Genomic DNA, 14,001 nt, shown 5'->3' on the forward strand with positions numbered 1-14,001 from the left:
ACTTTATACTAGGAATCGTCATAACATCATGATACACGAAAGGGGCTATCAAGCTTGGAATCAAAACGAAATGGCTTGTTTCAAAAATTTCTTGATGGGATTGAGAAAGTAGGCAACAAGCTTCCTCATCCTGTCACGCTTTTTGCTATTTTAGCATTAGTTGTAATCGCTTTATCAGCTTTGGTCTCTAGTCTTGGAATCAGTGTGGAACACCCAGGAGAAGAAGGGAAAATGGTTGAAGTTAAAAACCTATTAAATGCTGAGGGCGTGCAATACCTCTTTTCTAGTATGGTCGATAACTTCATAGGCTTTGCACCTTTAGGTGTTGTACTTGTAACCATGCTCGGCATTGGACTAGCAGAGCGGACAGGCTTGATCAGTGCCTGCCTCCGGGGCTTCGTGCTTTCGGTCCCTCAACGGCTGATCACTTCAGGTCTAGTCTTTGCTGGTGTAATGTCCAGTGTCGCTTCTGATGCAGGTTATGTAGTGCTGCCTCCGCTGGGTGCGGTGATTTTTGCTGCTCTTGGGCGACATCCTTTAGCTGGACTGGCTGCAGCTTTTGCCGGTGTCTCAGCTGGTTTTAGTGCTAACTTATTCCTGTCAGCGACAGACGCATTACTCGGTGAACTCACAATTGATGCCGCCTCCATTATTGACCCGGCCTACGCTGAAAACATGAATATTAGTATGAACTACTACTTCATTATTGTATCTGTCTTCCTGCTTACATTTGTCGGGGCCTGGGTTACAGAAAAATTCGTTGAGCCACGACTTGGAGAGTATCAGGGAGACTATCGTGAAGAATTGAAAGGACTTGAAGCTGATGAGAAAAAGGGGTTGAAATGGGCAGCTATTTCAATCGCAGTTTCCTTAATTTTGACTTCCCTGCTCATTTTACCGTCCAATGCCCCATTGCGAGGGGATGAAGGCGGGTTTATCGAATCAATCATCCAATCGCCTTTCATGGATTCCTTAGTACCGATTCTGGCCATTCTTTTCTTTATCCCCGGCCTGTTTTACGGCATTGCTACGAAAAATATTCGTAACGATAAAGATGTCGCTGATCAATTGTCCGATACGATGGCTTCTATGGGAATGTTTATCGTGCTTGCCTTTACTGCCGGTCAGTTCGTGGCTTACTTTTCGGAGACGAATATGGGACTGGTTATCGGCGTGTACGGAGCTGAATTCTTAGAATCTGTTAATCTATCCGGCATCCCCCTGATTATCGGGTTCATTCTAGTAGCTGGGTTCATTAACTTATTTATTGGCAGCGCCTCTGCCAAGTGGGCAATGATGGCACCTGTATTCGTGCCAATCATGATGCAGCTCGGTTATTCTCCGGAACTTACTCAAATGGCTTATCGCGTAGCAGACTCAACAACGAATATCATCACCCCGCTGATGACCTACTTCGCGATTATTATTGCCTTTACGCAACAGTACGATAAACGAATGGGAATCGGTACGCTGATTTCAGTCATGTTCCCTTACACGATCTTTTTCCTAATTTCCTGGACACTCTTACTGATTGTCTGGATGCTGTTAGGTATTGACTTGGGACCAGGTGCACCTATCCATTATTAACAGGACCAATGAAAACAAGGTATCGGCTGCTCATAGCGCCGATACCTTGTTTTTTTCTATTTATTTGGATTTGCTCAAGAAAATGCTCGGTGTCTTCGTTTCAAAGCGCAGGAATTTCCCTGTAGTGGGGTGATAAAACGCCAGCACGCGAGCATGGAGGCCGAGCCGTCCAATTCCCTTACCTTTTGCCCCATATTTTTTATCGCCTGCAATCGGATGACCCAAATCTTCCATGTGCACACGGATTTGATTCTTCTTACCTGTTTCCAAATGAATCTCCAATAACGTATAAGACGGGCTGGATTGCAGCACCTTGTAGTGTGTGACAGCGTGCTCGCCATCACCCTCTTTAGGGCTGGAATACATTTTCAATGTTTTGCTTTCCTTCAGCCAAGAGGAAACCTTACCTTCTCGCTTCTTGACTTTGCCTTCTACCAGCGCGACATACGTCCGTTCTTTTACTTTGTCTGTCCAAGCGTTCTGCAGTTTGTGTTTTGTATGCTCATTTTTAGCAAACATCATCACCCCGGATGTATCACGATCGAGTCGGTGAACAATAAACACTCTGTTACCAGGATTTTGAAGTCGAACATGATCCATCAAGTACTTATGGGCCGTCCGGTTTTTTTCTTTTGGCGATGCCATCGAAAGTAACCCTGCCTCTTTCTCGACAACGATGAGGTCATCATCCTCATGCAAGATCGTGAGCCCCGTTAACGGGGACTGCTTGAATGATTTATCTTTTTGGACCTTCACTGTTTGGCCGGGCTTAAGTTGACAGTTGTGAGCTGTCTCCACTTTATTATTGACTGAGACTTGCCCCCGTCTTAGAACGGATTTAACTGAATTACGACTTCGGCTGGATAAAACACTCAATAAAAAAGGGAGCAGTTCCGAAGATTCTTGAACCGTGTATTGCAGCGCCTGATTTGCTTGGCGTTTTTGATGCTGTTGCTTATTTTTCATGAATGAGGACCTTCCTTTAATCGGGATCATAGCGCATTAGGACTACTTTAACACAAGGTCTCCCACTGGGGAAGAACTTTCTAAAAAGGGGTTGTCCACTTAAACAGAACGCTCAAAAGGATTAAAACACAATGGTTTTATTCTCAAACACAATCATACGATCCTCTAAATGCCACTTCACACCGCGATTCAGCACAGTCCGTTCAATTGAACGACCGATTTTCTTTAAGCTCTTCACATCATCACGGTGATCGACGCGCATGATATCCTGCTCAATAATCGGTCCTTCGTCAAGTTCGTTCGTGACGTAATGAGAGGTTGCCCCTATCAATTTCACTCCGCGTTCAAATGCGCGTTTATGAGGGTTCGCTCCCACGAAGGCCGGTAAAAACGAATGATGGATGTTGATGATTCGAAACGGATGGGCGGCAACGAAATCCGGCGTCAAAATTTGCATGTAACGGGCCAAAACAATCAGATCCACCTCATACGCTCTTAACAGTTCGAGTTGCCTTGCTTCCACCTCGGCCCGGTTTTCTTTACTCGCCGGAATGTGATAGAACGGGATGCCGAATGAATCCACAATTTCTCTGGCATGTTCGTGGTTACTGATGACACATGCAATATCGGTCATCAAGTCTCCATTTTGCCATTCCCAGAGCAGTTCACGTAAACAGTGAAGCTCTTTCGAAACAAAAATGGCGGTCTTTTTTATATCGTAAACGAAACGAATATTCCATTCCATGGCAAACGTTTCTGCGATTGACTGGAATTCCTTTTTTAACTGGTCTTCTTTCGTCGGGAGTTCAGGACATTCAAATTCAATGCGCATGAAAAATGTCCCTTCACTGGGGTCGGTGGAATATTGATTGGACTCTATGATATTTGCATTATTTTCAGCCAAAAAAGTGGAGACGGCCGAGACGATACCAGGCTGATCGGGGCAGCTGATCAGCAAACGGCCACGATTTTGCTGGCTTTCTTGGAATGTATTGATATGGTTTGGTAGATTCGATGCCACACTAAGTCTCCTTCTCTTCATAATATTGCCTCATATTATAGAATAATAGCGTCCGAATTTAAAGACATAGCTTACAAGGTTTAGCCTTCAAAATCATGAAACCATAACTGCATGAAAGACAACACTCCGGACCATTCGTCAAAATCAGTTCGGAGTTTTATCTCCTTCCAGCTTATTAGGAAAATCGGTTCTTTCAATGCATATGTCGAAGTAGAAGTGTCTCCCGCGGCGCTAGTGTGAGTGTCAACGCTCCTTTTTTTGCTTTAAATATGCGTTTCTTATTATTCACGTCCTGCCACTTCCCTTTGCGGACATTCAAAGTGATGTTGCGTGAATCGTGGAGATGGCGGTTTGTCAGAAATAGCATATGTTCATCTTTCGCGGGATCACCGAACGTATCGACTCCGTTGAGTGTCCACCGTTCAAAACCGAACACATCTTTATGAAGGGCGTGAGGCAGCCAACTTCCCGTCCGTAATGCAACGTGATCCTTTCGCCATTGGCCAATCTGTTGATACCATGCTACTAATTCCTGTTCTTCTCTTCCCCACGGAAACGGCTTACGGTTATCAGGATCCGATCCGCCTGTGACGCCCGCCTCGTCTCCGTAGTAAAGCGATGGGACTCCTGGAAATGCGTAGAGCCATAAACTGAGCGATTTCACTTGGTCAGACACAGCTGCCATCTGATCTTCTTCCGTGAAATCAGTCGGCAAAGCTTGGGTTAGCAGCGTTTTAACACGTGCCACGTCATGCGTGGATAACATGTTCATGACTGCGTAAAAATAGTGCTTCGGATAGTGTTCACTTAATGTCAGCAGCCTGCGCTGTACAAAGTAGGCGTCAACTTCCCCAGTCATAAAACCTAGCAGCAGTTTCCGGAAGGGATAATTCATGATGGAGTCAAGGACGCCTCCGAATAGATACTCGCGGCGTTTGCCATGGCCGATTTTGTTTGAAGCATCTTCCCACACTTCACCTAACAGCACACTAGATTCATCGACCGATTTTAACTGTCGATAGATCTGCTTGATCAAATCATCGGTCAATTCATCCGCAACATCCAGCCGCCAATGGTTGAGACCGGAACGCTGCCATGTTTTGATCACACTATCATCATCATGGATCAAGAACTTTTGGAAGCTTTCGTTCTCTTTTTTCACGGTGGGCAACGTACCTACGCCCCACCACGATTCATATTCGTCAGGATGATTGTAAAACGTATACCAGGGATAATAAGGCGATTGGGTCGACTGATAGGCTCCTACAGAGTCATACTCGCCCCGTTCATTAAAATATATGCTGTTGCTCCCGGTATGATTGAAAACCCCATCGAGCATGATTTCGATGTTGCGCTTTACAGCCTCGCTAATCAACTCTTCGAAGTCTGCTTTGCTGCCAAGCAAGGGATCTATTTGATGGTAGTCTCCGGTATCATAGCGGTGGTTGCTCTCCGCTTCAAAAATCGGGTTCAGATAGATGACATCCACCCCGAGAGAGCGAATGTAATCAAGCTTGTGAATGATCCCTTGCAACGTGCCTCCAAAAAAATCCCAACGCACGACATCACCGTTTTCGTTCCTAATATAAATAGGGTCATTTTCCCAGTGGCTGTGCATCAAGCTAGATTTCGGGGCCTGATCGAGTTGCGGGGCATTCAGGCGATGGAAACGGTCGGGAAATATGTGATACATGGTGGCATGCTTCCACCACTTTGGGGTCTCGTATCCCGGGTCATATACAGTAATCTGCCAGGAAGGCGGCACATGATCATACATGCGCCCCTCCCCGCTTTCTTCAATATTCTCACGGCCGTAATAGAGCGTCTTATCCGCCAATACAATTTCAAAAAAATACCAGATGAGCTGCGGTTCTGTCGGCATCGTTACGGTAGTCTCGTAGGAATAAAGCTGATGCTGTTCACTATAAAGGTCCATTTCTTTTGTAGCGGCCTCATCCGTTCTGTCATGAATGTAATGAAGAATGACATGGGACACCTGGAAATGACTGTTCACATCGATGCTCAGTGAAACGTTCGAGCCCTTCGGTGCAGCACCGAAAGGCTCTCTATAAGACAACTCAAAGCTATTATGGTAAATATCCTGTTCTTTCATCGTTAAATGGCCTCCTTCAAAACAACGACCTGTCTTAAGAGGTTATATACCCCAGATGTCTTTTGCGTACTCCTGAATCGTACGATCACTCGAAAAAGCTCCGGAACATGCGATATTAACCAAACTTTTCTTGCTCCACTCTCGCGTATTTTGGTAGTCTGCATTAATGAGAGAATGGGTTAAAGCGTAGCTATCAAAATCTTTTAACACGAAAAATTCATCTTGATGACGGAGCAGAGAATCATGTAAATCCTGAAACTCGGTTTCACCCCGGGAGAACGCACTATAATGAACAAGCTGATCTAACGTATGGCGCAAGCGCTTATCCGTGTCATAATGCTTCTGCGGCTGATATGAGCCGTTCTTATAATATTCGAGTACTTCTTCTGAGCTCAAACCAAACGTGTAAATGTTGTCATCTCCGACTAAATCATGGATTTCGACATTGGCCCCGTCCATTGTCCCAAGCGTGACGGCCCCGTTCATCATCAGTTTCATGTTCCCTGTCCCTGAAGCCTCTTTGCTGGCTGTAGAAATTTGTTCACTGACATTGGTGGCGGGAATAATGCGTTCGGCAAGTGAGACAGAATAGTTCTCCAGGAAAACAACTTTCAGTTTATCGTTCACATCATGATCACGGCTGACCACTTCAGCGATTCGATTGATCAACTTAATTACCTTTTTCGCAAAATGATAGCTCGGAGCGGCTTTTGCAGCAAAAATGAATGTTCTCGGAACCATGCCCGCCGCTTGCCCCGATTTGATTTCATTATATAAGTGCATGATATGCAGGGCGTTCAGCAATTGGCGTTTATAACCATGCAGGCGTTTAATATGGACGTCGAAAATGGAGGTTGGGTCAATACTGATGCCTTTGTGTTCATGAATCCAGGCGGCTAATTTTTCTTTGTTGTGCTGCTTGATCGTGTGAATACGATCTAATAAGGCGGGATCATGTTGGTGCTTCAAGAGATCAGACAAGCGATAAGGGTGCGACTTCCAAGCGTCTCCGATTGACGCACTGATGCAATCAGCTAAATCTGGGTTCGCATGCATTAACCAGCGTCGATGCGTAATACCGTTTGTTTTATTATTGAAACGTTCGGGGAAGGTTTCATAAAATATTTTCATTTCCCTGTTCTTTAAAATATCAGTGTGGAGTTTAGCCACACCATTGACGCTGTGACTGCCGACAATTGATAAGTGCGCCATTTTCACTTGACCGTCTGCAATAATCGCAAGGCTGGCAATCCGGTCGAAATCTCCCTGGTACGCTTTCCATAGACCTTGACAAAAACGTTCGTTCATCTCCTCGATAATCATAAATATCCGTGGCAGCAGTTCGCGCACCATTCCTACAGGCCACGTTTCAAGCGCCTCACTTAGTGTCGTATGGTTCGTGTACGAGACGGACGCCTGGGTAATTGTCCACGCTTCGTCCCAACCGAGGTGTTTTTCATCAAGTAATAGGCGCATAAGTTCCGGAATGACCAGGGCGGGATGGGTATCGTTGATATGGATAGCAACGTGATCTGGGAAGGAAGTCAATGGGCGTTCTAGTTGTTCAAAATCACGCATGATACTTTGCACGCCGGATGAAACGAGAAAATATTCTTGCTTCAGGCGCAGCTTTTTGCCTTCTTCATGCGAATCATCCGGATATAAGAATTCGGTGATGGTTTCTAATGAACGCTGATGGTCCAGGAAATCCCCGAAATGATGCTGCTTGGATGCCCTTATCAAGGTATCTTCGACTGTAGGTTCTGCGGACCATAACCGCAGCGTATTGACAGTGCGGTTATCGTAACCCGTCACGGGAACATCGTACGGCACTGCGCGTACCTGTTCATAATCTCGATGTTCAAAATGGAGGCAGCCCTGGTCATCTTCACGGCTGGAAACATATCCCCCGAATCGCACATTAACCGCCTCTTCTGCTCGTCGCACTTCCCAAATGAACTCATGAGACAACCAAGAATCGGGGAGTTCGACTTGGTAGCCATTCTTGATATGTTGGTCGAACATGCCGTATTTATATCGGATCCCATATCCGTGACCTGCAAGCCCCAATGAAGCCAAAGAGTCTAAAAAGCAGGCAGCTAAACGCCCCAGTCCACCATTACCTAATCCTGCGTCGCTTTCTTCTTCTTCCAAACTTGAGAAATTGATTCCTAACTCCGCTAAACCTTCTTTAACGAGATGAAGAGCTTGCATATTAAGCAGATTATTGCCTAATAATCGACCCATCAGGAATTCCATTGAAAAATAATAGACTTGTTTCTTACCTAACGAGGCGTTCTGCTGGTTGGTGTAAAGCCAATCCGGACTGATATGGTCACGAACCAGCGATCCAAGCGCTTTATATGCATCCACTTCTGTTGCCGTTTCCACATTTTTTCCCAGCAAAGCTGTAAGCTTATGCGAAAATGCTTCCTTGAACCCCTCTTTATCGCTGAACATTACGTTTCCTCCATTCCTGCTGCATTACATGAAGGTGGTTTCATACACCTTCTGATACTCTTGAGCAGAGCGTTTCCAAGAAAATTGTGTTTTGACGATATTCTTAACGAGCTGTTTCCAAACGTCCTGATCATGGTAGCATTCGAGTGCACGACGGATGGTAAACAACATATCATGGGCATTATAGTGAGCGAAGGTAAACCCGTTACCTTCCCCAGTTTCCTCAACAAACGGGATGACTGTATCGACTAATCCCCCTGTTTCACGAACAATCGGAGCCGTGATGTAGCGTAGCGCAATCATCTGACCGATGCCACACGGTTCAAATCGGGATGGCATTAAAAACATGTCACTCGCTGCATAAACTTGACGTGATAAAGAATCACTAAACGTGATATTAGCTGACATTTTGGACGGGTGCTGCTCTTGAGCCCACATAAACAATTGTTCATAATGGTACTCCCCGGTTCCAAGAACCACCACCTGGATATCTTCCTCATGTAACAATTCATTTAATACCCGTCCAATCAAGTCGAAGCCTTTTTGCTCCACAAGCCGGGAAACTATCCCGATCATGGGGACGTCTTCCCGGATAGGGAGCCCCAATTCATTTTGCAGCCACATTTTATTTTGCTGTTTTTTTGTTAGCGCGCTTCGATATGGAAATGCTAATGCTTGGTCATTGACGGGGTTAAAATCCTGGGTGTCAATCCCATTTACGATGCCCACCAGGCGGTTAGCGTGTTTGCGTAAGACTTCATCTAGGTTTTCCCCATAATAGGGGGTTTGAATCTCATTTGCGTAAGTTTCACTGACTGTTGTAATGGTGTCAGCGAAGTTCAACGCCCCTTTCATGAAGTTGACATCACCGAAATACTCTAAACCGTCAACGTTCATCATGTGCTCATCAAGCCCCATCAGATCATACAAAACACTATCATCGAAGATGCCTTGATATTTTAAATTATGGATGGTGAAGATTGTTTTCATACCCTGGTACAAGGGGTGATCATGGTAATGCGTATGGAGAAATACCGGAATCAATCCTGTCTGCCAATCATGGCAATGAAGAATGTCCGGCCGCCAATCGAGCCTACTTATCATTTCCATAACAGCACGATTAAAAAAGACGAATCGTTCCGCCTCATCATCATAGCCATAAAGATTCGAGCGTTTAAAATAATACTCATTATCGATGAAATACACCGGAATCCCTTTGTATTCTATATATTCGATTCCGGCATATTGGTTACGCCATCCGAGTTCTACAGACATTGTGTCCAATAGGGTGAGTTGCTCTTTCCACTCATCATCCATTTCTTCATATTTAGGTAGCACAACACGGACGTCATCGCCCTGTTCCCGAAGTGCATGCGGCAATGAGCCAAGCACATCAGCAAGGCCTCCGGATTTGATGAACGGTGTACATTCTGAGCCAATCATTAATATATTCACGTATTTCCCCTCTCCTTCAAACTGATCACATTTATATTTTTACACAAACGGACTGTCAGAATAGCAGTTCAGACAGTCCGTTTCTTACGTTTTTACATTGTTTTCCGCTTGGGGACGACAAACGGCTTCTCTGGTGCTCCGACTAATGTACGCCCTTCTGTAATCGTACAATTTTTATCCAATATGACATTTTCGAGGACTGCTTTCCCATCAACGTCACAACGCTGCATGATAATTGAGTTTTTGACAACGGCCCCTTTCCCGACTTTTACGCCGCGAAAAAGAATGCTGTCCTCTACATGCCCTTCGATGATACAACCGTTTGCCACCAGCGAATTGGTTACGGTCGAGTCAGGTGAATATTTAGAAGGGGCTTCATTTTTCACCTTGGTAAAAATCGGAGCATCCTCTTTGAATAACCCATCATGCTCCTGTTCGTCCAACATCCTGACACTATGCCGATAATAGCTTTCCACCGAATTGATTAAAGCGTACTCGCCTTCATACGCATAGGCATGAATCTTAATATCCGGCAGTTTCCCCTTGATCCCATCCAAAAAGAAATTCGAGCAGCCATGCGCAATACATTCTTCAATCAGATCATACATATAATGCTTTTCGATAATATACATGTCCATATACACATTTCTGTTCTGATGATCATTGTGTATGGCGATCACATTTTGATCATCATCAATGCTGAGCTTATGCGCTAAACGGTGTTCAGGATAAAGCTCGTCTACCTGCTTATAAACGACCGTCACATCCGCTTCAGATGCTTTATGAGCCGCTAATACATCCTGAAAATTGATGTTGCAGATACTCTGTGAACCCGTGACCAATATATAATCCGCTAAGGTTCGATTGATAAAGTCGATATTGTTATGAAAGTGCTGGAGATCGCCTTGAGAAATATCTGTCGGATCATTCCAATCCGGGGGTAAAATAAACAGACCTCCCCATTTCCGGTCCAAATCCCACGCTTTCCCTTGCTCTAGATGATCCATCAGCGAGCGGTATTTCTTACGAGCGAAGACAGCAACCGATTCAATCCGGGAATTCGTCATGTTTGAGATTGCAAAATCAATCAGACGGTAACGGCCGGCGAACGGCACAGCCGCCCCGCACCGAAAATACGTCAATTCCCCTAAAACATCTTTTTCATGATCTAAATTAATGATCCCAGCTATACGATCCATGGATCGGCCTCCCTGATTATTTATTGGTCACATAACTTTTTGCCATGACCGTGCCTTCTTCAGCAACTAACGTGATGTCACTTGTCGGGGCCGGATCGCCCACTATCGCGCCTTCTTCAATGACGCTTCCTTCAGCTATGATTGCCCGGTTAATCTGGACATTGCGTCCAATTTTTACGTTAGGCATAATCACAGAGTCCTTAACAATTGCACCTTCTTTAATGTGTACCCCGTAGAAAATAACCGAGGTATCAATCGTGCCATAAATGCGACACCCCTCATTGATCAAGGCATTTCGCACGTTAGCCGAGGGCGCAATAAATTGCGCAGGCTGGTTGGGGTTTTTAGAATAGATGCGCCAAGCATAATCATTTAAATTCAGTTCGGATTCCACTTTCAACAAATCCATATTCGCTTCCCACAAACTCTCAACCGTACCGACGTCTTTCCAGTAGCCTTCGAAGGTGTAAGCCATTAAGAGCCTTTGATCCTGCAGAAGGGCCGGTATGATATCCTTGCCAAAGTCATGAGAAGAACCAGGTTTTTCTTCATCTTCAATCAAGTATTGCTTCAAAACATCCCACCGGAAAATGTAGACACCCATTGAGGCCAGATTACTCATGGGGTATTCCGGTTTTTCATCGAATTCCACGATTTGACCGTTCTCATCGGTATTCATGATTCCGAATCTGCTGGCATCTTCCCAGGGAACTTCGAGCACTGAAATCGTCGCATCAGCCCCTGTGTTTTTATGGTAATCAAGCATATGGCTGTAATCCATTTTGTAAATGTGGTCACCTGACAAAATCAGCACATGCTCAGGTTCATATTGGTTCAAAAATTTGAGATTGCGATAAATGGCATTCGCCGTTCCGGCATACCAGTCGCCGCCTTCAGATTGCATAAAGGGCGGCAGCACAGAGACGCCACCGTGCTTTCGGTCCAAATCCCAGGCCGACCCGATGCCGATATAGTCATTCAAAATCAACGGCTCGTATTGGGTCAACACCCCGACGGTATCGATACCCGAGTTCGTACAATTGCTTAACGGAAAATCAATGATGCGATATTTCCCCCCAAAATACACAGCAGGTTTTGCAATTTGTTTCGTTAACGACTTTAATCGCGTGCCTTGACCACCTGCTAACAGCATTGCCACGCATTCTTTATTTTTCATGGTTCTCCTCCTTTTGTGAAGAAGTTCTTTTTAATACGCTGATCGCGAGCGGGGGGATCGTCATGGTAATGTGCTGGTCCTGACTTTGCCACGGCACCGGCACCGATTCCATTTCTAACCCATTGATCTGCCCAGATCCGCCAAAATGAGTCGCATCACTTGTGAAGATTTCTTTATAACGTCCTTGTTTCGGAACACCAACTTTGTAACTGTGATACACAACCGGCGTGAAATTACACACAACTACGAGCTGATCCCCGGAAGACCTGCTATTTCTTACAAACGACACGATGCTCTGCTCCACATTGTTGGGGTCTATCCAGGCAAAGCCATCTTCTTTATGGTCGAGTTCCCATAAAGCCGGCATATCCTGATACAGCTGATGGAGCTGCTTGACGTAATCGAAGGTGGCAGAATGGGCCTCGTACTCAAGCAATTCCCAATCCAGGTCCTCTAGATCTTTCCACTCATCAAATTGACCGAATTCACTCCCCATGAACAACAGCTTTTTACCAGGGTGAGCAAACATGTAGCCTAAGAAAACACGGAGGTTGGCAAATTTCTGCCAGTAATCACCCGGCATTTTATTTAATAACGATTTCTTACCATGAACAACTTCATCATGAGAAATCGGTAATACAAAGTTTTCTGAGAAAGCATAGTACAATGAAAAGGTAATAAGATTGTGGTGGTGCTTACGGTGGATGGGGTCCATTTCCATGTAGGTGAGCATATCGTTCATCCAACCCATATTCCATTTATAATTGAAACCAAGTCCGCCAATGTAAGTCGGTGCACTCACCAACGGCCAGGAGGTCGATTCTTCAGCCATCATGAGGACATTCGGCACTTCTTCAAAAATCGCTTCATTCATTTTTTTTATAAAATGCACAGCCTCGATGTTCTCGCGGCCGCCGTGTTCATTCAGTTCCCAATCGCCTGCTTCCTTCCCGAAATCCAGGTACAGCATGCTGGCTACCGCATCGACTCGCAACCCGTCCAAATGGAATTCGTTCAGCCAATAAATGGCATTGGAGATCAAAAAGCTCTGAACTTCATTCCTGGAAAAATCAAACGTCAGCGTTCCCCACTGTGTTTTTTCCGCTTTACTCGGGTTTTCATATTCGTAAATTGGCTCACCATCAAACCGTCTGAGACCGTGATCATCTTTGCAAAAATGGCCGGGCACCCAATCTAATATCACGCCGATTCCGTTTTGATGGCATTGATCGACAAAATACCGGAGATCATCTGGACTCCCATACCGGGACGTCACTGCATAATACCCTGTCGCCTGGTAGCCCCACGACCGATCAAAAGGGTGCTCTGTCAAAGGCAACAGTTCAATATGCGTATAGCCAAGTTCCTTCACATAGGGAATGACCATTTCCGCATATTCACGATATGTATAATAGACTTCCGTTTCGATATTTTTCCAAGACCCTAAATGCAGTTCGTAAATTGAGACAGGTGATTCATACACATTCATCTGCTCACGCCTCTTCAACCATTGCTCGTCTCCCCATTGATATCCCTCTAAAGGGAAAACCACAGACGCCGTATCTGGCCGCAACTCACTTGAGAACGCATAAGGATCTGCTTTCAAGCGCAAATGACCATGAGGTGTTAAAATTTCATATTTATAAACAGCACCAGTCGCTAGACCGGGAATGAACCTCTGCCAAATACCATGTTCATTGACTTTTTTCATGGGATGCTCTCTTCCGTCCCAATTATTGAAAACACCTACAACACTCACTTGTTCAGCATTCGGCGCCCATACTGAAAATCGCACGCCCTTTTCTCCGTCCTGTGTCGTAATATGCGCCCCGAGAAGCTGATAGCTATACCTGAGATTTCCTTGGTGAAATAAATAAATATCATGTTCTAACGTTGCGTCATCTAACACACTATCACTCCCCTTAAGTCTTCTTATAACAAGCATAAGTGCTTACAGCCATTATCACAATTGCATTTTGTCATAAATTTCTGAAAATTTTTGTCTAATTTTGCGAATTTGTGT

At 45.0% G+C, this 14,001-nt stretch carries 9 protein-coding genes; 1 reads left to right on the forward strand and 8 read right to left on the reverse strand.

Annotated elements, in window-relative coordinates; translation table 11 throughout:
• The first annotated feature begins 54 nt into the window (after nucleotides 1-54).
• Entirely contained in the window at nucleotides 55-1,587 is a 1,533-nt protein-coding gene (locus HOP45_RS05050) for an AbgT family transporter (RefSeq protein ID WP_181347837.1), read from the forward strand.
• Between the two features lie 60 nt (nucleotides 1,588-1,647).
• Here the strand turns inward: HOP45_RS05050 and HOP45_RS05055 are convergent, their stop codons facing one another.
• The 8 genes from HOP45_RS05055 to glgB form a co-directional block, all read right to left on the reverse strand.
• On the reverse strand, nucleotides 1,648-2,553 hold the full coding sequence (locus tag HOP45_RS05055; RefSeq protein WP_181347838.1) for an RluA family pseudouridine synthase: 906 nt from the start codon (nucleotides 2,551-2,553) through the stop codon (nucleotides 1,648-1,650).
• A gap of 121 nt (nucleotides 2,554-2,674) precedes the next feature.
• Complete coding sequence (gene purU / locus HOP45_RS05060; RefSeq protein WP_370457948.1) at nucleotides 2,675-3,574, reverse strand: formyltetrahydrofolate deformylase; 900 nt, start codon at nucleotides 3,572-3,574, stop codon at nucleotides 2,675-2,677.
• 193 nt (nucleotides 3,575-3,767) lie between these two features.
• Nucleotides 3,768-5,687 (reverse strand): glycoside hydrolase family 13 protein, encoded by a 1,920-nt coding sequence (locus tag HOP45_RS05065; protein ID WP_181347840.1) that lies wholly within the window; start codon nucleotides 5,685-5,687, stop codon nucleotides 3,768-3,770.
• A 42-nt stretch (nucleotides 5,688-5,729) separates the two neighbouring features.
• Nucleotides 5,730-8,147, reverse strand: a complete 2,418-nt coding sequence (locus HOP45_RS05070; RefSeq protein WP_181347841.1) for a glycogen/starch/alpha-glucan phosphorylase — start codon at nucleotides 8,145-8,147, stop codon at nucleotides 5,730-5,732.
• 24 nt (nucleotides 8,148-8,171) lie between these two features.
• Complete coding sequence (gene glgA / locus HOP45_RS05075; protein ID WP_181347842.1) at nucleotides 8,172-9,602, reverse strand: glycogen synthase GlgA; 1,431 nt, start codon at nucleotides 9,600-9,602, stop codon at nucleotides 8,172-8,174.
• A gap of 92 nt (nucleotides 9,603-9,694) precedes the next feature.
• Nucleotides 9,695-10,801, reverse strand: coding sequence for a glucose-1-phosphate adenylyltransferase subunit GlgD (glgD, locus tag HOP45_RS05080; protein WP_181347843.1), 1,107 nt, complete (start codon nucleotides 10,799-10,801; stop codon nucleotides 9,695-9,697).
• Nucleotides 10,802-10,817: 16 nt separating this feature from the next.
• Nucleotides 10,818-11,978 carry a glucose-1-phosphate adenylyltransferase gene (locus HOP45_RS05085; RefSeq protein ID WP_181347844.1) on the reverse strand — a complete coding sequence of 387 codons (1,161 nt, stop codon included), beginning with the start codon at nucleotides 11,976-11,978 and terminating at the stop codon, nucleotides 10,818-10,820.
• Nucleotides 11,968-13,887, reverse strand: a complete 1,920-nt coding sequence (gene glgB / locus HOP45_RS05090) for a 1,4-alpha-glucan branching protein GlgB (RefSeq protein ID WP_370457950.1) — start codon at nucleotides 13,885-13,887, stop codon at nucleotides 11,968-11,970. Before glgB ends, HOP45_RS05085 begins: the two co-directional genes overlap by 11 nt.
• Nucleotides 13,888-14,001 lie beyond the last annotated feature (114 nt).

It is taken from the genome of Thalassobacillus sp. CUG 92003, from assembly GCF_013618635.1.
Taxonomy (GTDB): domain Bacteria; phylum Bacillota; class Bacilli; order Bacillales; family Halobacillaceae; genus CUG-92003.